17 protein-coding genes are annotated in these 20466 nt (G+C 67.8%); 5 read left to right on the top strand and 12 right to left on the bottom strand.

Annotation, left to right across the window (positions count from 1 at the left end; all coding sequences use genetic code 11):
• Nucleotides 1-363: 363 nt before the first annotated feature.
• On the bottom strand, nucleotides 364-2052 hold the full coding sequence (locus G1C96_RS09360) for an ABC transporter substrate-binding protein (protein ID WP_169276331.1): 1689 nt from the start codon (nucleotides 2050-2052) through the stop codon (nucleotides 364-366).
• 490 nt (nucleotides 2053-2542) lie between these two features.
• Here G1C96_RS09360 and G1C96_RS09355 point away from each other — a divergent pair, with 490 nt between their 5' ends.
• On the top strand, nucleotides 2543-2836 hold the full coding sequence (locus tag G1C96_RS09355) for a GIY-YIG nuclease family protein (RefSeq protein WP_169276330.1): 294 nt from the start codon (nucleotides 2543-2545) through the stop codon (nucleotides 2834-2836).
• A gap of 242 nt (nucleotides 2837-3078) precedes the next feature.
• Here the strand turns inward: G1C96_RS09355 and G1C96_RS09350 are convergent, their stop codons facing one another.
• A complete protein-coding gene (locus G1C96_RS09350) occupies nucleotides 3079-3357 on the bottom strand; it encodes a hypothetical protein (protein WP_169276329.1) in 279 nt (92 codons plus the stop codon).
• 4 nt (nucleotides 3358-3361) lie between these two features.
• On the opposite strand from G1C96_RS09350, the gene coaBC reads away from it, so the two are divergent.
• The 3 genes from coaBC (at nucleotide 3362) to G1C96_RS09335 (ending at nucleotide 6292) form a co-directional block, all read left to right on the top strand.
• Nucleotides 3362-4663 carry a bifunctional phosphopantothenoylcysteine decarboxylase/phosphopantothenate--cysteine ligase CoaBC gene (gene coaBC / locus G1C96_RS09345; protein WP_205832122.1) on the top strand — a complete coding sequence of 434 codons (1302 nt, stop codon included), beginning with the start codon at nucleotides 3362-3364 and terminating at the stop codon, nucleotides 4661-4663.
• Complete coding sequence (locus G1C96_RS09340) at nucleotides 4663-5427, top strand: type III pantothenate kinase (protein ID WP_169276327.1); 765 nt, start codon at nucleotides 4663-4665, stop codon at nucleotides 5425-5427. The genes coaBC and G1C96_RS09340 overlap by 1 nt, the downstream gene beginning before the upstream one ends.
• A 91-nt stretch (nucleotides 5428-5518) precedes the next feature.
• A complete protein-coding gene (locus G1C96_RS09335; protein WP_169276326.1) occupies nucleotides 5519-6292 on the top strand; it encodes a type III pantothenate kinase in 774 nt (257 codons plus the stop codon).
• Nucleotides 6293-6516: 224 nt separating this feature from the next.
• Here G1C96_RS09335 and G1C96_RS09330 read toward each other — a convergent pair whose 3' ends face one another.
• Entirely contained in the window at nucleotides 6517-8592 is a 2076-nt protein-coding gene (locus G1C96_RS09330; protein ID WP_169276325.1) for a beta-galactosidase, read from the bottom strand.
• Between the two features lie 170 nt (nucleotides 8593-8762).
• On the opposite strand from G1C96_RS09330, the gene G1C96_RS09325 reads away from it, so the two are divergent.
• Nucleotides 8763-9860 (top strand): LacI family DNA-binding transcriptional regulator, encoded by a 1098-nt coding sequence (locus G1C96_RS09325; RefSeq protein WP_169276324.1) that lies wholly within the window; start codon nucleotides 8763-8765, stop codon nucleotides 9858-9860.
• A gap of 25 nt (nucleotides 9861-9885) precedes the next feature.
• Here the strand turns inward: G1C96_RS09325 and G1C96_RS09320 are convergent, their stop codons facing one another.
• The 9 genes from G1C96_RS09320 to ftsX form a co-directional block, all read right to left on the bottom strand.
• Complete coding sequence (locus G1C96_RS09320; protein WP_240945195.1) at nucleotides 9886-10674, bottom strand: pseudouridine synthase; 789 nt, start codon at nucleotides 10672-10674, stop codon at nucleotides 9886-9888.
• A gap of 231 nt (nucleotides 10675-10905) precedes the next feature.
• On the bottom strand, nucleotides 10906-12798 hold the full coding sequence (glmS, locus tag G1C96_RS09315; RefSeq protein ID WP_169276323.1) for a glutamine--fructose-6-phosphate transaminase (isomerizing): 1893 nt from the start codon (nucleotides 12796-12798) through the stop codon (nucleotides 10906-10908).
• A 289-nt stretch (nucleotides 12799-13087) separates the two neighbouring features.
• On the bottom strand, nucleotides 13088-13879 hold the full coding sequence (locus G1C96_RS09310; RefSeq protein WP_169276322.1) for an amino acid ABC transporter ATP-binding protein: 792 nt from the start codon (nucleotides 13877-13879) through the stop codon (nucleotides 13088-13090).
• 16 nt (nucleotides 13880-13895) lie between these two features.
• Complete coding sequence (locus G1C96_RS09305; protein WP_169276321.1) at nucleotides 13896-14891, bottom strand: amino acid ABC transporter permease; 996 nt, start codon at nucleotides 14889-14891, stop codon at nucleotides 13896-13898.
• Nucleotides 14892-15005: 114 nt separating this feature from the next.
• Complete coding sequence (locus tag G1C96_RS09300) at nucleotides 15006-15944, bottom strand: ABC transporter substrate-binding protein (protein WP_169276320.1); 939 nt, start codon at nucleotides 15942-15944, stop codon at nucleotides 15006-15008.
• A 207-nt stretch (nucleotides 15945-16151) separates the two neighbouring features.
• Nucleotides 16152-17090, bottom strand: coding sequence for an ABC transporter substrate-binding protein (locus G1C96_RS09295; RefSeq protein WP_169276319.1), 939 nt, complete (start codon nucleotides 17088-17090; stop codon nucleotides 16152-16154).
• Between the two features lie 133 nt (nucleotides 17091-17223).
• The gene (gene smpB, locus G1C96_RS09290; RefSeq protein WP_169276318.1) at nucleotides 17224-17697 is read right to left on the bottom strand and encodes an SsrA-binding protein SmpB; all 474 of its coding nucleotides are present in this window, start codon (nucleotides 17695-17697) and stop codon (nucleotides 17224-17226) included.
• A gap of 189 nt (nucleotides 17698-17886) precedes the next feature.
• Nucleotides 17887-19341 (bottom strand): CHAP domain-containing protein, encoded by a 1455-nt coding sequence (locus G1C96_RS09285; RefSeq protein WP_169276317.1) that lies wholly within the window; start codon nucleotides 19339-19341, stop codon nucleotides 17887-17889.
• A gap of 112 nt (nucleotides 19342-19453) precedes the next feature.
• The gene (gene ftsX, locus G1C96_RS09280) at nucleotides 19454-20377 is read right to left on the bottom strand and encodes a permease-like cell division protein FtsX (RefSeq protein WP_169276316.1); all 924 of its coding nucleotides are present in this window, start codon (nucleotides 20375-20377) and stop codon (nucleotides 19454-19456) included.
• Between the last annotated feature and the right edge of the window lie 89 nt (nucleotides 20378-20466).

Here is a 20466-nt window from a genome sequence, read left to right as displayed (position 1 = left end):
ATCAACGCAGGTCACAGATCCTTCGACTACGGCCTGACGGCCTTCGCTCAGGATGACGGGGGGTGGGCCAAACCAGCCTTCGCCAATGACGGGGTAAGCCGAGTGGCCTTCGCCCAGAATGACGAGGCGTAAGCAAAACGCGCTCCCTTTCCGGTCATCCTGAGCGGAGCGCGAAGCGCGGAGTCGAAGGATCCCTGACCATCAACGCAGGTCACAGATCCTTCGACTACGGCCTGACGGCCTTCGCTCAGGATGACCGAAGGGGCTATGCCGGCAACCTCCGCTCAGGATGACGAGTGAAAACCAAGTAACCTTCGCCCAGGATGACGAATGCGCCGCGCTCGGGATGGCGGATGGCGATCGCTACTTGCGGTAGGTCACCGCGTAGAGCGGCAGCACGCTCTGGCTGAGCTTCTGCGGGAACCCGTCCACGCCCTTGGCGGCGGCCACGGTCACGCGGTAGGCGAACAGCCAGTCGGCGGGCGCGTCCTGGGACACGATGCGCGCGGCCTGCTTCAGGTAGTCGTCGGCCTCGGCGTCGGTGGTGGCGGCGAGCGCCTTGGCGTACAGGTCCTGCACCTGCTTGTTGTCGTAGTGGTAGTAGTAGGTGGGCGTGGCCCACTTGTAGAAGTCGTGGCTTTCGGCGTGGTCCACGAGCGACAGCTCGTAGTCGCCGTTGGTGTGCACGTCCTGCAGCCACGTGGAGAACTCCACGTAGTTGATCTTCAGATCGATGCCGATCTCGCTCAGCTGGCTCTTGAGCTGGTCGCCGAGCTCGGTGCCGTAGACGTTGGCGTACGTGAGCGTGAGCTGCAGCGGGTGGTCGGCGGTGTAGCCGGCCTCGGCCATGAGCGCCTTGGCCTTGTCCGCATCGTGCGGGTACAGGCCGGTGAGGTCCTCGTATCCGGGATCGACGGACGGGATCGGTCCGCCGAGAGGCGCGTCGACGTCGCCGCGGGAGGCGATGATCTGCTGGCGGTCGATGCCGTAGCGGATCGCCTGGCGCACGCGCTGGTCGGAGAGCTTGGGATTCGTCACGTTGAAGGCGAGCACGAACTTGTCGGAACCGTCGTTCGCGGAGACCGTGTAGTGGTCGGGATCGGACTGGAACGGCTTGGCGAGGGTGGCGGTGATCGGCGAGAGCACCTGCACGTCGCCGCTCTTCAGGGCGTTCACGGCCGCGTTGTCGTCGGGCAGGAAGCGCACCACCACGTTCTCGGTCTTTGCCTTGTGGTCGGCGCCCCAGTACCTGTCGTTGGCCTTGAGGACGAGCTTGTCGCTGGCGTCGAACGAGACGACCGTGTACGGGCCGGAGCCGAGCGCGGACGTCTTGGCGTCGTACTGCGCGTCCTTGTCGAACACCAGACCGGGGCGGCCCGACAGGTACCACAGCATGTTGGAGTCGGGGGCGGTCAGCGTGACCTTCACGGTGTTCGCGTCCACGGCCTCGGCCTTGTCGAGGTTCTTGACCTGATCGTAGTTGTAGTATTTCTGCGCCTTGAGCTCGTTGATGGACCAGGCCACGTCGTCGGCGTTCAGCTCGTCGCCGTTGGAGAAGTTCATCTTCTCGTTGAGGTGGAACGTGTAGGCGAGGCCGTCGTCGCTGATCTCCCAGCTCTTGGCGAGCCCGGGCTGGACCTTGTTGTCCGAGTCGCGCGAGACGAGGCCCTCGTACACGTTGCCGATGAGCAGCTGCTCGAGCGCGGAGCCGGACTGGTGGCGGATGTCGAGGTTCACGGGGGCGAGCTTGATGCCCACGGTGACGGTGTCCGCGGCGGCGCCCGAGACCGATGCCGTGCCGCCGTTCGCCGATTCGGCCTCGCGGCCGTTGAAGTAGATGGTGACGCCGAGGATGACCGCCACGGCGGCGATGACGGCGACGAGCGAGACGATCCAGCCCTTGCCCCGGGGGCCGCCCTTCCTGGGTCCCTTGGCGCGGGCGGCGAGGCTCGCGTCAGTGCTGGCGGCGTTCGCGGATGCGTTCTTCGCGGATGCGGATTTGGTGGATGCGGTTGCGCCGGCCTTGCCGTGCGCACCATTGACCTGAGACATGCGTCTCTCCTTGTTGAGTTATGCGGTTCTTCTCTGTTCGGGGCCCTGACGGCCCGGTTCGCGATTGGCCGCCGCTTGGGGTCGACCATCACCGCACCTCATCATAGCCGCGGTCCCGACCTTCGGCGGTTGCCGTGCCCCGGCCATCCCGAGCGGCAGGGCACGCCCTCCTCCGGTCATCCTGAGCAGCACGGCACGTCTCCCCTCCGGTCATCCTGAGCGGAGCGATACGCCCCTCCTTCGGTCATCCTGAGCAGTACCGGCATAGTCCTTTCCGGTCATCCCGAGCGGCACGGCATGGGCTCTTCTCCGGTCATCCCGAGCAGTACCTCCCCGGTCATCCTGAGCGGAGCCCGATAGGGCGGAGTCGAAGGATCCTTGACATTCACGTCGATGGTCAAGGATCCTTCGACTCCGCTGCGCTCCGCTCAGGATGACCGAAGAGAGACACCACGCTCAGGATGACCGGAAGGAGAACTAGGATAGCCCCATGATGTACGTGTACATGCTCACCAATCAGCACAACACCGTGCTGTACACGGGCGTCACCAACGACATCATCCGTCGCGTGTCCGAACATCGCAATCATGCGGCGGACGGCTTCACCGCCCGCTATAACGTGTCGAAGCTCGTGCACGTCGAAACGTTCCCCGACCCCGTCGCCGCGATAGCGCGGGAGAAACAGCTCAAGGGCTGGACCCGGGCCAAGAAGAATGCCCTGATCGAAACCGGCAATCCCCAATGGCGCGATCTGTGGCCGGAACTCGCCGGCCATGCCGAATAGCGCCCATGTCATCCCGAGCGGCGCGGCACGGGCCCTCCCCCCGGTCATCCTAAGCGGCGCGCCATGGGTCCTCCCCCCGGTCATCCTAAGCGGCACGGCATGGGCGCTTCCCCCGGTCATCCTAAGCGGCACGGCATGGGCGCTTCCCCGGTCATCCTGAGCGGAGCCCGGTAGGGCGGAGTCGAAGGATCCTTGACATTCACGTCGATGGTCAAGGATCCTTCGACTCCGCTGCGCTCCGCTCAGGATGACCGAAGAGAGACACCCTGCTCAGGATGACCAAAAGAAAAGGGCATCTCGCTCTGCTCAGGATGACCGAAGAGAAACACCACGCTCGGGATGACCAAAAGAAAAGGGCATCGCGCCCCGCTCAGGATGACCGGGAAGGCGCCGCGCTCCCGCGCCGTCGCTATACTGGGGGCGGCATTGACGGGACGGCCCGCAACGACCTTGGACGACCTCGGCGGATCGACCTCGGCGGGCGAACACGCGGCTTCGGTGACGAGGCGCGGGAAGGACATGGTGATGGCGCACATTCTTCTGGGGGTCACCGGCAGCATAGCGGCGTTCAAGGCCTGCCATCTGGCCTCCGACTGGACCAAGGCCGGCCATGACGTGCGCGTGATCATGACGGCGGCCGGCGCGCAGTTCGTCACCCCGCTCACGTTCAACGCGCTGACGCACAACCCGGTGCGCACCGCGATGTTCGGGCATGGCCCGGCCGCGGACGCCGGCGCGTCCGGCATCAGCCACATCGAGGACGCCAAGTGGGCCGATCTGCTGGTGATCGCCCCGGCGAGCGCGGACGTGATCGCCCGGATCGCGAATGGCATCGCCGACGACGAGCTGACCTCCACCGTGCTGGCCTACGAGGGCCCGAAGATGCTGTGCCCGGCCATGAACACGCACATGTACGCGAACCCGGCCACGCAGCGCAACCTCGAGATCTGCCGCGGCGACGGCTGGACGATCGTGGAGCCGGAGTCCGGCGTGCTGGCATGCAGGGACGTGGGCAAGGGCCGCATGGAGGAGCCGGCCGTGATCGAGACGCGCGCCGCCGCGCTGCTGCGCGAGCACGCCGACCCCGCCACATTGCCGCTGAGGGGCCTCACGGTGCTGGTGACGGCCGGCCCCACGCAGGAGTCGCTCGACCCGGTGCGCTACCTGACCAACCACTCCACCGGCAAGATGGGCTATGCGATCGCCGAGACCGCGCGCGACATGGGCGCCGCGGTGACGCTGGTCTCCGGCCCGACCGCGCTCGAGGCCCCGGACGGCGTGGACATGGTGCGCGTCACCAGCGCGCAGGACATGTTCGACGCGGTGACCGCGCACTTCGAGGACGCGGACATCACGGTCATGGCCGCGGCCGTGGGCGACTTCCGCGCGGAGAACGTGCACCCGCAGAAGATCAAGAAGCACGGGCGCACCTCGCTGGAGCTGAAGCTCGTCTCCAACCCGGACATCCTGGCGTGGGCCGGCGGGCACAAGCGCCCCGGTCCCGTGGCCGGGCAGGGCGAGGCGCGCCCGCAGGTGCTGTGCGGGTTCGCCATGGAGACCGAGCATCTGGTGGAGCACGCCGCGCAGAAGCTCGGCGAGAAGCACTGCGACATGCTGGTGGCCAACAACCTCAACGACCGCGGCGCCGGCTTCGCCACGGACACGAACGTGGTGACGCTGCTCACCCCGGGCGCGGCGCCGGAGCCGCTCTCGATCATGGGCAAGGGCGATCTGGCGGGTCTGATCCTGGGCCGTCTCGCCGTGATCCGCGCGAACAAGCTGGCCGAGCAGCCCACGTTCGACGCCGACTTCGTGCGGGAGGCGTGATGCTGCTCGCGGTCGACATCGGCAACACCAACATCTCGCTCGGCTTCCTGGACGGCGGCGCGGTGATCGCGAGCTTCCGCATCACCACCAAGAGCCATCACACGGCGGACGAGTACGCGCTCATGCTGCGCCGGTTCATGGGTATGAGCGGCATCGAGACGGACGAGGTGGACGGCGTGATCATCTCGTCCGTGGTGCCGAAGGTGATGCACGCGTTCCGCAATTCGATCGTCAAGCTGCTCGGCGTGGAGCCGGTGGTGCTGGGTCCGGGCGTGCGCACCGGGCTCGACATCCGCATGGACAACCCGCGCGCGGTGGGCGCGGACCGCATCGCCGACTCGGTGGGCGCGTACGAGCTGTACGGCGGCCCGGTGCTGGTGATCGACTTCGGCACCGCCACCACTTACGACTACGTGGACGCGGACGGCGCGTTCCGTTCGGGCGCGATCGGCATCGGCCTGCAGACCGCGGCGAACGCGCTGTGGGGCGGCACCGCGCAGCTGCCGGAGGTGGAGCTGGGCGACCCGGGCACGGTGATGGGCACGAACACGATCGCGGCGATGCGCGCGGGGCTGTTCTACGGGTTCCTGGGCGGCGTGGAGTACACGATCCGCCGGTTCCGCGCGGAGACGGGCGCCGTCTTCCACGTGGTGGCGACGGGCGGGCTCGGCAGCATCCTGACGAACGCCACGTCCATGATCGACGTGTACGACCGGGACCTGATCTTCAAGGGGCTCGCGATCATCCACGCGCGGCAGCGCTGAGGCGTTCGGAGACGGCATCGCGGCCCGGCGGCGCGCGGCTATGATGGTGCGCGAATACGCCGCATACGGCGGATACGGGAGGGAGGACCCCATGCTTGTCGCGGTCGACATCGGCAACACCAACATCGTGCTCGGATTCCTCGAGGGGTCGAGGATCACGGGCACGTACCGCATCACCACGAAGGCGAACCACACGTCGGATGAGTACGGTCTGCTGCTCACCGAGTTCCTGGACATGTCCGGCTACGGGGTGCGCGACGTGGACGACGTGATCATCGCGTCCGTGGTGCCGAAGGTCATGCATTCGTTCCGCAGTTCGATCGTCAAGTTCCTCAACATCGACCCGATGATCGTGGGGCCGGGCGTCAGGACCGGCATCAACATCCGCATGGACGACCCCAAGTCGATGGGCGCCGACTGCCTCGCGGACTGCGCGGGCGCCTACCACGTGTACGGCGGCCCGGTGCTGGTGGGCGACTTCGGCACCGCCACGACGTTCAACTACGTGGACGCGTCCGGCACGATCACCGCGGGACTCATCACCACGGGCATCCGCACGGCCGCGGCGGCGCTGTGGGGCGGCACCGCGCAGCTGCCGGAGGTGGAGATCACGCGCCCCAAGACGATCCTCGCCAAGGGCACCAGGACCGCCATGCAGGCGGGGCTCTACTACAACTTCCTCGGCGGCATCGAACGCACGATCCGCCAGTTCCGCTACGAGATCGGCGAGGACTTCAAGGTGGTGGCCACCGGCGGGCTCGGGCGCGTGTTCGCGGACGACACCGACCTCATCGACGTGTACGATCCGGACCTCATCTTCAAGGGCATGGCGATCATCTACGCGAGGACCGTGGGCGCGCGCTGAGCGGGGGCTCCCGGGCAAGCGAAGGGCCGGGTTTCCGATGCCGGCCCCGGAATCATGCGGATCGCGGGAAAACCCGCCCGTTCGTTTGCCCGATGCGCCCGATTCTAGGCAAGCGAAGGGCCGGGTTTCGCCGATCGGCCTTGGAATCATGCCGATCGTACGAAAACCCGGCCCTTCGCTTGCCGGCGGTCCGGCTCCCAGCCGCCGACCGCCGGCCGCCGCGGCTACAGCTTGACGACGAGCACGCCGTTGGGCCTGATCACCGCGGAGTGCTCGCTGGCCGTGATGTGCGTCAGGGAGCTCACGATCGGCTCGCCCTCCACGTCCACCATCGCGTCCTCGTGCGTGCGGTTGAAGATGAACACGAAGTGGTTCTCGTCCGACTCGTCGGCGCGCTCCACGCGCAGCACGTCGCCGCGGTCCGGCTCGGGACGGGTCTCGACGCCCAGCTCGTCAAGCAGCTCGGACAGGCTCAGCGCCAGTCCCTCGCGTCCCAGAAGCCCGGCCACGTAGACGGCCTTGCCGTCGCCGTAGTCGTTGACGGTGATGGCGGGCTTGCCGTCCATGCCGACCCACGGGTCCGACCTGAACGTGGCGAGCACGCGCGCCGAGGGCGCCACGGAGGTGATGACGTCGGCGATGCCGTGCGCCGTCGCCCCGTTGCTCAGATCCAGATGGTCGAGCGTGCCGTCGCCCGCGCCCAGCGGCGCGAACTCCTCCGAACGCACGCCCACCACGTCGCGGATGGCGCCGGGGTAGCCGCCGAGCCAGACGTGGTCGTTCTCGTCCGCGATGCCGCTGTAGCTGCTCACCAGCAGCCGGCCGCCGTCGGCCACGTACTCGCGCACGCGGCGCGCGGTGGCCTCGTCGATCAGATACAGGGCCGGCAGCACCACGGCGTCGTACTCGTCCCATGCGCCGCGCACCGGGACCACGTCGGCGGTGATGCCGTTGTCCGCGAGCGCGCGGAACCACGCGAGCGGCTCGGTCCAGTGATGCACCTCCTGCGTGGGCGTGGCGGTGTGCTCGGTGGCCCACTGCGACTGGTAGTCGAAGACCACGGCCACCTTGGACCTCACGAGCCTGGTGCCGATCAGGCCCTCGTCCGCCAGCCGGTTCAGGTCGGCGCCAAGTGCGCACACGTCGCGGTAGACCTGGCTGTCCTCGCCGGCGTGGGGCACCATCGCGGAGTGGAACTTCTCGGCGCCGGCCCTGGACTGGCGCCACTGGAAGAAGCAGATGCCGTCCGCGCCCATGGCCAGGTGCGCCAGCGCGTCGCGCACCAGCTGCCCGGGCTCCTTGCGGTAGTTGATCGGACGCCAGTTCACGGCGGATGTGGAGTTCTCCATGAGCAGCCACGGGTCCTTGCGCGCCACGCCGTCGGTGAGCGATGCGGCGTACGCCAGCTCGTCGAGGTGCGCCTCGCCGGGCGTGAAGTAGTGGTCGTTGGAGACGAAGTCCACCTCGTCGGCCCAGTCGTCGTAGTCGAGCACGGTGCCGCCGGCGGAGATCATGAAGTTCGTGGTGAGCGGCCTGTCCGGCGTGATCTCGGCCAGCGCGTCGCGTTCGGCCTCGTAGAACGCCTTGAGCGCGTCGGAGCTGAAGCGCTTGAAGTCGAGCAGCTTGCCGGGGTTCATGAAGTTGCCGTCGCCGATGAAGCGCGGCGGCACGATCTCGCTGAAGTCGTTCATGCGCTGCGCCCAGAACGCGGTGCCCCACGCGTCGTTGACCGCGTCGATGGTCTTGTAGCGGCGCTGGCACCACTGCTGGAACGCGCGCATGGCGTCGTCGGAGTAGTCGAAGCGGTTGTGGCAGCCGTACTCGTTGCCCACGTGCCAGGCCACCACGTAGGGGTTGTCCTTGTAGTGCTCGGCCATGGCGCGGCACAGCTTCAGGGCGTAGCCGCGGAAGACGGGGCTGGTGGGACGCCAGTGCTGGCGCGCGCCGGGCCAGCAGGTGTCGCCGCGGTAGTCCTTCCACAGCACCTCGGGGTGCGCCTGCGTGAGCCACATCGGCGGCGACGAGGTGGCGGAGGCGAGGTCCACGGCGATGCCGGCCCTGCCGAGCTTGTCGATGATGCGGTCGAGCCAGCCGAAGTCGTAGACGCCCTCCGACGTCTCGATCGCGGCCCAGCTGAAGATGCCCACGGAGACGAGGTTGACGCCGGCCTGCGTCATCAGGCGGATGTCGTCGTCCCACACCTCCTCGGGCCACTGGTCGGGGTTGTAGTCGCCGCCGTACCAGATGCGTTCCGGCTGTCCGGCGAGCGGCCGCGGCCAGCGATGTTCCCTGCGTGCCATCTGACCTCCTTGTCGTTACGATTGTCCATGCGGCCGCGATGTCACGGCCCCACAGGAATGTTTGCGTTATCATCATAGCAGCGGCGAGGACCGGGCGCATTCGCGGGACGCACGGGCGGACGCGACGAGGACGCGCGGCGTACATGGACGGCGCGGGAAAGGCGGAAGACATGGCGACTTCACGGAGGCACGACTCGGTTTCCCTACGCGAGGTGGCGCAGCGCGCCGGCGTGTCCCCGCAGACCGTCTCGCGCGTGGCCAACGGCAGCGACCTGGTCCGCCCGGACACCGCGGAGCGCGTGCGCGCGGCCATGCGCGAGCTCGGCTACCGTCCCAACTACGCGGCCCGGGCGCTCAAGCACGGACGGTTCAACAACGTCGGCGTCATCCTGTTCAACACCACGCAGACCGGCAACATGCGCATCCTGTCCGGCATCGGCGCCGCCGCGGCGCGGCACGGATACGCGGTCACGCTGCTCACGCTCGACGGCGGATGCAACGGACGCGCCGACGGCACGGATGGCAACGCGGACGGCGTCACGAACAGCGTCTTGGACGACGAGGCCGCCCCCTCCCTCACGCCCGCGCAGGCTCTGGCGCGCATGCGCACCCTGCCCATCGACGGCGTGATCATCGCGCTGGAGCGGCGCCCCGCGGACTTCGGACCGTTCCGCCCCACCGACCGGCTGCCCGTGGTGCTCATCGCCGAGGGGCCGCTGCCCGGCTGCGTCACCGTGGACGCGGATCAGGCCGGCTGTTCCGCGCAGGCCGTGGATCTGCTGCTGCGCGAGGGCCACCGCACGGTGCACCACATCGCCGGCCCGGCGTTCTCCTGCTCGTCCAACGAACGCGAACGGGCGTGGCGGGAGGAGCTGGAGCGTCGCGGCATCCCCGTGCCCGCCCCGCTGCGCGGCGACTGGAGCGCCGACTCCGGCTACGACGCGGGGCTCGAGCTCGCGCGGGACCCGGACTGCACGGCGGTGTACGCGTCCAACGACCAGATGGCGTACGGCTGCATGCTGGCGATGCGCGCCAGCGGGCGGCGCGTGCCCGAGGACGTGAGCGTGATCGGCGTGGACGACTCGCTCACCGCCGTGGTGCCCAGACTGGATCTGGACACCATGCGCATGCCGTTCGACGCGATCGGCGAGCGCGCGTTCACCATGGTGATGCGCGCCTGCGAGGGCGAGACGCTGCGTGCCGACGCGCGCACGGCGCTGCCCGTGGAGCTTGTGCGGCGCGGCTCGACGGGTCCGGCGCCGCGCTGACCGGAGGTCGCCGAGCCGACATCCGTCAAGCCGACGTCCGCGGAACCGACCTCGCCGGCGCCGCGATCCCCGCTCCGAGCGGGATGCGCGATTCGAACCGGCGCGGCTCGCCGGTGACGGGGTCCGTGAACTCGAGCGTGCGCGCGACGAGTTCGAGCGGCTGGTCGAAGTCGTCGTACGATCTGGGGTCGCGCAGCACGGGATAGAAGTCGTCGCCCGTGATGGGCAGGCCGAGCGACGCCATGTGCACGCGCAGCTGGTGCGTCTTGCCGGTGCGCGGATGCAGCACGTAGGAGCGCAGGTCCGGGCGTCCCGGAACGCCGCCGCCGATCTCGATCACGGTCTCGGCGTTGACCGCGCCCGGCTCCTCGTACGCCTGCAGCACGCCGCGGCGCTTGACGATGCGCGAGCGGCGGCGCAGGGGGAAGACGCGCGGCGGTTCCAGCGGCTCCACGGTGCCGAAGCGGGGACGCGAGACAGGCGCGCACGGCGCGAGGCACTCGTAGGTCTTGACGGCCCGATGCTCCTGGAACAGCATCTGGTAGGCGCCGCGGCAGGCCGGGTCGCGCACGAACACCACCACGCCCGCGGTGAGCCGGTCGAGCCGATGCGCCGGCGTGATGAGCGGATCGTCGTAGCGTTCCCGCAGCCGCATGAGCGCCGTCTGCCGGTACCACATGCCGCGCGGCGTGGTGGCGAGAAAATGCGGCTTGTCCACGACGACGATCCGCTCGTCCTCATACAGCACACCCATCCCGAACGGAATCTCCGGCTCCTCCAGCACCCACCGATGCCTCCTCTCCCCCACGCCCATCACCTCCATCCACAACTATCAACCGGCACCAACCGGGCGCGCCAGCGCCCGCACCCCAAATTTGGCGCTCCACTCTCTAGACTCCGCGAGCTGCCGCGAAGGCGGCGGTCGGCGCACACGATGCCGGACCGTAAGCAGGGCGCGCCAGCGCCCGACGGCCGAGCGGCCTTGAGCGTGTCCGGCATCGTGTGCGCCGACCGCCGCCGTAGCGGCCCAGCACCCGCGGAACAATCACTCCACCGTCACGGATTTCGCAAGATTCCTCGGCTTGTCGACGTCGTACCCCTTGAGGTTGGCCATGTCCATGGCGAACAGCTGCAGCGGCACCACGTCCACGAGCGGGCTCATGAGCGTGGGCGCCTTGGGTCGCCAGAAGACCACGTCGGCGTAGCGTTCCACGTCGGGGTCGCCTTCCTCGGCCACGGCGATGATGAACGCGCCGCGCGCCTTGACTTCCTCGATGCCGGAGATCACCTTGGCGTGCAGCACGTTGCGGCCGCGTTCGGGCGGCACGATGAACACGACGGGTTCGCCTTCGTCGACGAGCGCGATGGGGCCGTGCTTGAGTTCGCCGGCGGCGAAGCCTTCGGTGAACGTGTAGGCGATTTCCTTGAGCTTGAGCGCGCCTTCGAGGGCGACGGGGTAGCCGACGTGCCTGCCGAGGAACAGGAACGACTTGGCGTCGACCATGCGCTTGGCGGCTTCGGCGATGGTGGCGGTCTGCGTGTCGATGACCCACTGGATTTTGGCGGGCATCTGCTTGAGCGAGTCGAGCACCTGGTGGATCTCGTCGCGGAACATGGCGCCCTTGACCTGCGCGAGGTAGAGGCCGAGCAGGTAGGCGGCGGTGATCTGCGCCACGAACGCCTTGGTGGAGGCGACGGCCACTTCGGGGCCGGCGTGCGTGTAGAGCACGGCGTCGGATTCGCGCGGGATGGAGGCGCCCTGCGTGTTGCAGATGGCGAGCACCTTGCTGCCTTGTTCGCGCGCGTGGCGCAGGGCCATGAGGGTGTCCATGGTTTCGCCGGACTGGGAGATGGCGACGACGAGCGTGCGCGGGGTGAGGATGGGGTCGCGGTAGCGGAACTCGTGGGCGAGTTCGACTTCGACGGGGATGCGCACCCAGTGTTCGATGGCGTATTTGGCGACCATGCCGGCGTAGGATGCGGTGCCGCAGGCGATGACGATGATCTTGTCCACGGCCTTGAAGTCGTGTTCGTCGATGTGCACTTCGTCGAGGTTGAGGTCGCCGTCCTTGTTGAGGCGGCCGAGGAGCGTGCGCTGCACGGCGGCGGGGTCTTCGTGGATCTCCTTGTCCATGAAGGAGTCCCAGCCGCCCTTTTCCGCGGCGGAGGCGTCCCAGTCGACGGTGTAGACCTTGGGGTGTTCGACGACGTTGCCGTCGAAGTCGGTGACGGTGACGTGGTCGGCGCTCACGCACACGGCCTGGTCCTGGTCGACTTCCATGGCGGTCTTGGTGTAGGCGACGAACGCGGCGACGTCGGAGCCGAGGAAGTTTTCGCCGTCGCCGAGGCCGACGACGAGCGGCGAGTCGTGGCGCGCGCCGACGACGATGTCCGGCTGGCGGCAGTCGGTGGCGAGGATGGTGAACGCGCCTTCGAGCATGCGGGCGAGGCGGCGGATGGCCTTGAACAGGTCGGGGGCGCCGTCCTCTTCGATGATCTTGTCGACGATTTTGCCGAGCAGCTTGGCGGCGACTTCGGTGTCCGTGCTGGAGGAGAAGCGGTAGCCTTCGGCCTGCAGGTCGAGGCGCAGCTGGGAGGCGTTTTCGATGATGCCGTTGTGGATGATGGCTACCTTGCCGTCGCGGCTGACGTGCGGGTGGGCGTTGACGTCGCTGGGGACGCCGTTGGTGGCCCAGCGCGTGTGGCCGATGCCGACGGTGGCGGCGGGCATGGGGCTGCGTTCGATGTCCTTGACGAGGTTGTCGAGGCGGCCGGCCTTCTTGCGCACGGCCACGCGGTCCATGCCGGGCGCGCTCAGCGCGACGCCGGCCGAGTCGTAGCCGCGGTATTCGAGTCGGCGCAGTCCCTGGAGGCACACCTCGAGGGGTTTGCCGCACGCCGTCTGAACTGATCCTGCATATCCAACGATTCCACACATAGCTCCCCAGCGTAACCGATGCACGTTGCGTGCCCCGCCTCCCGCGCGCCCATCCCCCACACATCCCCACATGCGCCGGCACCATGCGCTCCAGCGGACCTCCCGATTCAGCTCCCTGCCTCGGAGCATGCCCCAACTTCTGCACCGCATAGCATCTCAGCCTTGGAGCGACAGATACGGATGCACCCTTCGCGATCGTAAGCAGCGACGACGTCAGTCGTCGCGGGGCCGAACGGCCCTGGAGTGTATCGCGAAGGGTGCATCCGTATCTGTCGCGGAGGTCCAAGCCTCACAGCACGTGCTGCAGGAAGTCCTTGAACCTCGCTTCCTGAGGATTCGAGATGATCTCGGGGCCGCCCTTCTCCACGACGACTCCCCCGTCCATGAACACCACCTGGTCGGCCACTTCGCGCGCGAATCCGATCTCGTGCGTCACGCAGATCATGGTCATGCCCTCCTTGGCGAGGGAACGCATCACGTTGAGCACTTCGCCCACGAGCTCGGGGTCGAGCGCGGAGGTGGGCTCGTCGAACAGCATGATCTCGGGCTTCATGGCGAGGGCGCGCGCGATGGCGACGCGCTGCTGCTGGCCGCCGGAGAGCTGCGCGGGATAGTAGTCGGCGCGGTCGGACAGGCCCACGCGGGCGAGTTCGGCGGCGGCGAGTTCGCGCGCCTCGTGCTTGGGCATGTGCTTGACGTGGACCGGGGCCTCCATGACGTTCTCGAGGGCGGTCATGTGCGGGAAGAGGTTGAAGCGCTGGAACACCATGCCGAGCTTGGCGCGCTGCGCGGCGACCTCCTTGTCGTTGAGGGTCTGCAGCACCTTGCGGCCCTTGCGTTCGACGGTCTTGTAGCCGATCATCTCGCCGTCCACGTCGATCTCGCCGCCGGTGAGCGTCTCGAGCTGGTTGATGAGGCGCAGGAACGTGGACTTGCCGGAGCCGGAGGGACCGAGGATCACGGTCACGGTGCCGGGCATCACGGTCAGGTCGATGCCCTTGAGCACGTGCAGGGATCCGAAGGCCTTGTGCACGCCGGTGGCCCTGACGGCGGGGGTGATGCCGGGATTCGTCGGATTCATCTGTCGTTCCTTTCCCTCAGGCGTTCAGCCCGGTGAACGTGGCCTGGTTGAGCTTGGCGACGTCGTCCTTCTGCTCGCCGTCGGTCTTGCCCGGGTAGGGCGGGTCGTACGGCGGCTGCTTGCCCTTGGCGCCGACGGGGCGCGCGTCGAAGCCCTTGCCGAAGTGCTTCTCCAGCTGCGCCTGGAGCACCATCATCACGGAGGTGATGAACAGGTACCAGATGCAGGCCACGAGCAGCAGCGGGATCGGCTTGTAGAGGCGGTTGGCGATGGCGTTGGTGGCGAACTGCAGGTCGAGCGTGTACGGCACGGCGAGCACGAGGGACGTGCTCTTGAGCATGCCGATGGTCTCGTTGCCGGTGGGCGGGATGATGATGCGCATGGCCTGCGGCAGCACGACGCGGCGCATGATGAGCGTGCGGCTCATGCCGAGCGCCTGCGCGGCCTCGGTCTGTCCGTTGTCCACGGCCTCGAGTCCGGCGCGCACGATCTCGGAGAGGTATGCGGCCTCGTTGAGCGCGAGGCCGATCCATGCGGCGTTGAACGCGGTGACGATCACGGACGAGTCGATGCTCCAGAAGGAGATGTCGGTGAACGGGATGCCGAGCGAGAACTTGGGGATGAGCACGGAGAGCAGGCCCCAGAACACGAGCTGCGTGTAGACCGGGGTGCCGCGGAAGAACCAGATGAAGAACCAGCTCACGCCCCTGAGCACCGGGTTGATGGACTTGCGCATGATGGCGAGGATCACCGAGAGGATGATCGCCACCACCATGGAGATGACGGTGAGCTCGAGCGTCTTGCCCACGCCGTTGAGCACGTTCTCGTTGAACAGGTACTTCCAGACGACGGGCCATTCCAGTCGCTCGTTGGTGACGAGCCCCTGGATGAGCATGGCCGCGAGCAGCGCCACGATGACGGCCGCCACGATGGGGCCCGTGCGGCGCACCGGCAGCGCCTTGATGCGGTTGGGGATGTCGAGTCCCTCGCCGTCGACTTCCTTCTTCGCCATTGCGATTCCTCTTCTCCTGTCTTGCGGACGCCTTCTCCTGCGGATGGCTGGTCATGCGCGGACGCGGCGACCGATGGCTGCCGGTTCGCCGCGTCCGACGTGCCCGTTGCCGGACTACTCCAGATCGGTGGGGTTGATCTCGGCCTTGTCGAGGGCGCCGGATTCGACGCCCCAGTGCTTGAGGATGTTCATGTAGGTGCCGTCGTCCATGAGCTTGGTCACGGCCTTCTGCACGGCCTCGTCCATGGCGGTGTCGCCCTTCTTGATGGCGATGCCCTGCTTGACGGTGCCGACGTTACCGCCGAGCGCCTCGAGCTGACCGCCGGTCTGGCTGATCGCGTAGCCGGCCACCGGGGAGTCGGCGTAGAACACGTCGGCCTTGCCGGTCACCACGTTGGTGGCGGCGTCGGTCTGCAGCTTGCTGGAGAGCACCTCGATCTTCTTGTCCGCCGGGCAGTTGGCGTTGGCGTCGTTGGCCTCCTGCTCCTGCACGGTGCCGGTCTGCACGGCCACCTTGAGGCCGCACAGGTTGGCGGTGTCCACGCCGTTGGGGTTGCCCTTCTTCACGGCCCACGTGGAGCCGGCCTTGTAGTAGCTCACGAAGTCCACGGCCTCGAGGCGCTCGGTGGTGATGGTCATGGCGGTGATGCCCAGGTCGTACTTGGAGCCGACGGAGGGGACGATGGTGTCGAACGTGGAGGACACGATGTCGGATTCGAGGCCCATCACCTTGGCGAGCGCCTTGGAGATGTCCACGTCGTAGCCCACGGGCGTCTTGCCGTCCTCGGCCAGGAATTCGGCCGGCGCGTAGCTGAGCTCCATGCCGACGGACAGCTTGCCGTCGGACTTCACGGAGTCGGGCACGAGCGCGGCGATCGCGTCGTCCTTGGCCACGCCGCTCACGTCGTAGCCGACGGTGGCGTTGCCGGAGGTGCCGCCGGACGCCGCGTCGGTGGCGTCGGACGTGCCGCACGCGGCGAGCGCGACGAGCATGGCGGCGCTCAGGGCTGCTGCGGTCAGGGACTTCATTGTCTTGATGGTGCTGGAAGGCATGTGGGAACGCTCCTCGCTTCGACGGACATGGGTCCCGCCCACGGTCCTCATGGGCGGATCAACGACATATGTGTGCGAAATCACCATAATGACGCTTCGATACGACAAAGTAAACCGCCGGCCGGCCGGCGCTCGTGCGCGGGGCGGCCGGCGGGCGGGCGGATCGCGGGGCGGGCCGTGATCGGGGACGCCGGTCGGAGATGCGGATCAGTCGGCGGCGGGGTTGATCTCGGCCTTGTCGAGGGCGCCGGACTTGACGCCCCACGTGTCGAGGATCTTGCCGTAGGTGCCGTCGTCCATGAGCTTGGTCATGGCCTTCTGCACGGCTTCGTCCATGGCGCTGTCGCCCTTCTTGATGGCCACGCCCTGACGCGCCACGCCCACGTCCTCGCCGAACGATTCGAGCTGGCCGCCGGTCTGGCTGATCGCATAGCCGGCCACCGGGGAGTCGGCGTAGAAGGCCACGGCCTTGCCGGTCACCACGTTGGTGGTCACGTCGGTCTGCAGCTTGGAGGAGAGGATCTCGATCTTCTTGTCCGCCGGGCACTGCTCGTTGGCGGAGTTGACCTCCTCCTCCTGCGTGGTGCCGGTCTGCACGGCGATCTTGAGGCCGCACAGGTTGGCGGAGTCGAACTTCTCCGGGTTGCCCTTCTTCACGGCCCACGTGGAGCCGGCCTTGTAGTAGCTCACGAAGTCCACGGCGGCCTTGCGCTCGTCGGTGATGGTGAACGAGGAGATGCCGATGTCGTACTTGGATCCGATAGAGGGGATGATGGAGTCGAACGTGGAGGTGACGGGCTCGGCCTGCAGGCCCATGACGTTGGCGAGGGCCTTGGCAAGGTCCACGTCGTAGCCCACCGGGGTGCTGCCGTCCGCGGCGAGGAACTCGGCCGGGGCGTAGGAGGTGTCCATGCCGACGGTGAGCTTGCCGTCGGACTTCACGGAGTCGGGCACGAGCGCGGCGATGGCGTCGTCCTTCTTGACGCCGCTGACGTCGTAGCCTTCGGTGGAGGCGGACGACGACGAGCCGGCGGAGCCGGAGCCGGACGCGGATGCGGCCGGGGCATCGGACGTGCCGCAGCCGGCGAGCGAGACGAGCATGGCGGCTCCCATGACCGCCGCGGCGAATGACTTGATCTTCATCATGATGGTCCTCTCTGTACGGCCCGCGGAATCCCGATCCTTCGGACCTCACAGAGGCGACCATATGTGCGTTTTGCTACGAGGGCGTTACCCGCCGCGGGGATGCGTGCCGCGGCCGCCGTGCATCGCGCGCGTGCTAGCGCATGTTGCGGTAGCGCATGATGCGCAGCGCCTCGCGCTTGTCCTGCTCCTCGCGCAGCGCCTGGCGCTTGTCGAACTCGCGCTTGCCCTTGGCCAGGGCGATCTCCGCCTTGACGCGCCCGTCCTTGAAGTACAGGCTGATGGGCACGATGGTGTAGCCCTTGGCCTCGATGCCGCGGGAGAGCTTGGTGATCTGCGCGCGGTGCAGCAGGAGCTTGCGCTTGCGCTTGGGGGCGTGGTTGTTCCACGTGCCGTTGAGGTATTCGGGGATGTTGGCGTTCTCCAGCCACATCTCGCCGCGGCGGTCGATGGAGATGAACGATTCGGCCAGCGACGCGCGTCCCTCCCTGAGCGACTTGACCTCGGTGCCCGTCAGGGACAGGCCCGCCTCGTACTTGTCCTCGATGGTGTAGTCGTGGCGCGCCTTGCGGTTCTGCACGATGAGCTTGGTGCCCTGTTCCTTGGCCATGCGTTCCTCCCCTCGCCGATCGGTCCCGCCGCCTGGTCTTGCCGGCCGGTCTTCCTGACTGGTCCCGCGATCGGATCGTCCCGATCGCAAGATGCCTACGATAGCACGTGCGCGCCGCCCGCGCATGGCGGACGGCGCGCACGCTGCCCCGGTTCCGTGCGGGGCGTCCCGGCGGACGCCCCTCGCGGATCAGGTGTGGATGTACTGGAAGTTGCCCGGGTTCTGGATGTTGCGGTAGTGCACGCGGCCGCCGAAGCCGGAGCCGGACTCGGAGATGTACACCGAGCCGTCGGCGTTGATGCGCTCCACGATGGCCACGTGGCCGTACTGCGCGCTCACGCCCAGCTGGCCGGCGCGGAACACCATGATGGCGCCCACGTGCGGCGTGCTGTTGACGTAGTAGCCGTAGGAGCGGGCGGAGTTGGCCCAGTCCTTGCCGTTGCCGAACTGCGTGCCCACCGGCAGGTTGAGCTGGTGGCGGCGCAGGTACGCCCACCACGTGCACTGGCCCACCGGGTACGTGCTGGAGATGTCGTGCGTGGCGTGGCCGTAGCAGGAGCTGGAGTACGGCGCGCAGTTGCCGGGCACCGAGTAGTTCATGCCGGCGGAGCTGGAACCGGACGAGGAGCCGGACGAGCTGGAGCCGGAGTTGGAGGAGCCGCCGGAGCTGGGTTTGCTCGACGAGCCGGAGTTGGAGGAGCCGGACGAGCTGGGCCTGCTGCTCGGCTTGCTGGCGGAGGTGTCCTGGCCCTGCGTGGCGTTCTTGGCGGCCTCCTCCTGCGCGGCCTTCTGTGCGGCGGCGAGCTGCTCGTTGTAGGAGTCGATCTGCGACTTCATGAGCACCACCTCGGCGGCCTCCTTGGCGGAGGCGTCCTTGAGCTGCTCCACGCGGGACTCGAGCTCGGCGCGCTTCTTGTCGCCCTCCTCGCGCAGCGCGTTGAGCTGCTGCTGCTTGGCCTGCGCGTCCGCGGCGGCCTGCTGCGCGGCGGCGGACTCCTGGTCGGCCTGCGCCTTGAGCGTGGTGATCTCCTGCTCGATGGCCTCGAGACGCTGCCCGCGGTTCATGGAGGTGTTGAGGTCCGTGGCCGCGTCGTTGGCGGCGTTGGCCTCGGAGCGGGTGACGGCGGCGTCCGCCTGCATCTTCTGCACGAAGTCGTCCGCGGTGGAGGCGTTGGTGACCACGCTCATCACCTTGGAGGCGTCGGATCCGTGGAAGCTCTCGCGCGCCAGCTGCGCCACGGCGGCCTGCGCGTCATCGTAGTCGGCGCCGGTCTGGTCGATCTTCGCCTGCAGGTCCTCGCGGTCCTTCTGCGCGGCCTTGAGGCGCTCGGCCGCGGCGTCCGCGGCGGCCTTGGCGGTCTCGGCGGCGGCGTTGGCCTGGTCGACGGCGTCCTGCGCGGCGGGGATCTGGTTCTCGGTCAGATCGTCCAGCGCGATGATCTGCTCCTGCAGATCGGCGCTGGCGCCGGCGAGCTGTGCCTTGAGCTCGTTGGCGGAGGCCACCTTCTGCTGGTACTCCGAGTAGCTCGGCACGGCCTGCGCCTCGGTGACGCCCACGTTCATGCCGGCCACGCCGGTAGCCGTCAGCGTCGCGGCGCACAGCAGCCAGCCGATCACGGCTCTGCTTCGCTTCGTTACGGTCATAAGCCTTGTCCCCTTCGATGGTCCCTCGATGGTCCTGGTTGGTTCGGATTGTACAGATGGAAGCTGAATGTCCAAATCGCTCGTGGCGAACGCGGCGGTCATCCGGCGCCGATCACACCTTGAGGTAGCGCCGCAGCGACACGGCGGAGGCCGCCGCGGACAGCACGAGCGCCCCCGCGATCAGCCCCGGCGCGGCGAGCAGCACGGTGGACTGGTCCACGAACGGCATCCACGTGACGGTCTTCGCCAGTCCTCCGGTCAGGAACGTGCGCACGATCACGTCGAGCGCCACCACGGACAGCGCCGAGCCGAGCAGCGCCGCGAACATGCCCTCAAGGATGAACGGCAGGCGGATCGTCCAGTTGGACGCGCCCACGAGCCGCATGATCTCCGTCTCGTTGCGCCGCGACGCCGCGGACATGCGGATCGTGGTGCCGGTGAGCAGGATAGCCACCACCACCATCACGCCGGCCAGCGTGACCGTGACCGCCGTGGCCTTGTTGAGCACGTTGAAGATCGGGTCGAAGATCTGGCGCTGGTCCACCACCTCCTCGATGCCCGTGCGTCCGGACAGCACCTCGGAGACCACCTGGTACTTGGTGGGGTCGTTGAGCTTGAGGCGCAGCGAGTCCTGCATGTCCGCCGCGGTGAGCGTGCGGCCGTTGTACTCGCCGTTCGGGTACTCCTTGAGGAACGTGTCGTTGTAGAACTGCTCCTTGCTCACGTACGTGACGTTCGCCACGTCGTTGGGCAGCTCGTCGTTGATGAGCGTGACCACGTCGGCGATCTCCTGCTGCGTGGGCGCCTTGCCGGAGGCGCAGGACGCGGCCTGGCTGGTGCCGTCCGGGCAGAAGTAGACCACCACCTCCACCTGGTCGTACCAGGTGCCCTTGGCCTTGGTGATCTGCGCCTGCATGAGCACCGAGGCGCCGATGAACAGGAACGAGATGAAGGTGACGAGCATCACCGAAAGGATCATCGACCCGTTGCGCCTCAGGCTCGTCCAGGTCTCGGACAGGATGAACCGTGCCCTCATCGTTCGGCTCCTTCCTCGGAATGGCTTGCGTCGGAACGGCTTGCGTCGTGCTGGGTGTGCCGCGCGGGCGGGGCGGGCGGCACACCCAG

It is taken from the genome of Bifidobacterium moraviense (genome assembly GCF_012932365.1).
GTDB classification, from domain to species: Bacteria; Actinomycetota; Actinomycetes; order Actinomycetales; family Bifidobacteriaceae; genus Bifidobacterium; species Bifidobacterium moraviense.
This window is presented reverse-complemented; position numbering and strand designations above follow the sequence as displayed.

Coding starts and splice junctions, on each gene's coding strand:
- glmS (WP_169276323.1), bottom strand. CDS start 12,798: ATGTGTGGAATCGTTGGATATGCAGGATCAGTTCAGACGGCGTGCGGC.
- smpB (WP_169276318.1), bottom strand. CDS start 17,697: ATGGCCAAGGAACAGGGCACCAAGCTCATCGTGCAGAACCGCAAGGCG.
- G1C96_RS09330 (WP_169276325.1), bottom strand. CDS start 8,592: ATGGCACGCAGGGAACATCGCTGGCCGCGGCCGCTCGCCGGACAGCCG.
- G1C96_RS09335 (WP_169276326.1), top strand. CDS start 5,519: ATGCTTGTCGCGGTCGACATCGGCAACACCAACATCGTGCTCGGATTC.
- G1C96_RS09350 (WP_169276329.1), bottom strand. CDS start 3,357: ATGTCCTTCCCGCGCCTCGTCACCGAAGCCGCGTGTTCGCCCGCCGAG.
- G1C96_RS09295 (WP_169276319.1), bottom strand. CDS start 17,090: ATGATGAAGATCAAGTCATTCGCCGCGGCGGTCATGGGAGCCGCCATG.
- G1C96_RS09310 (WP_169276322.1), bottom strand. CDS start 13,879: ATGAATCCGACGAATCCCGGCATCACCCCCGCCGTCAGGGCCACCGGC.
- G1C96_RS09355 (WP_169276330.1), top strand. CDS start 2,543: ATGATGTACGTGTACATGCTCACCAATCAGCACAACACCGTGCTGTAC.
- G1C96_RS09305 (WP_169276321.1), bottom strand. CDS start 14,891: ATGGCGAAGAAGGAAGTCGACGGCGAGGGACTCGACATCCCCAACCGC.
- coaBC (WP_205832122.1), top strand. CDS start 3,362: ATGGCGCACATTCTTCTGGGGGTCACCGGCAGCATAGCGGCGTTCAAG.
- G1C96_RS09340 (WP_169276327.1), top strand. CDS start 4,663: ATGCTGCTCGCGGTCGACATCGGCAACACCAACATCTCGCTCGGCTTC.
- G1C96_RS09285 (WP_169276317.1), bottom strand. CDS start 19,341: ATGACCGTAACGAAGCGAAGCAGAGCCGTGATCGGCTGGCTGCTGTGC.
- G1C96_RS09360 (WP_169276331.1), bottom strand. CDS start 2,052: ATGTCTCAGGTCAATGGTGCGCACGGCAAGGCCGGCGCAACCGCATCC.
- G1C96_RS09320 (WP_240945195.1), bottom strand. CDS start 10,674: ATGGGCGTGGGGGAGAGGAGGCATCGGTGGGTGCTGGAGGAGCCGGAG.
- G1C96_RS09325 (WP_169276324.1), top strand. CDS start 8,763: ATGGCGACTTCACGGAGGCACGACTCGGTTTCCCTACGCGAGGTGGCG.
- ftsX (WP_169276316.1), bottom strand. CDS start 20,377: ATGAGGGCACGGTTCATCCTGTCCGAGACCTGGACGAGCCTGAGGCGC.
- G1C96_RS09300 (WP_169276320.1), bottom strand. CDS start 15,944: ATGCCTTCCAGCACCATCAAGACAATGAAGTCCCTGACCGCAGCAGCC.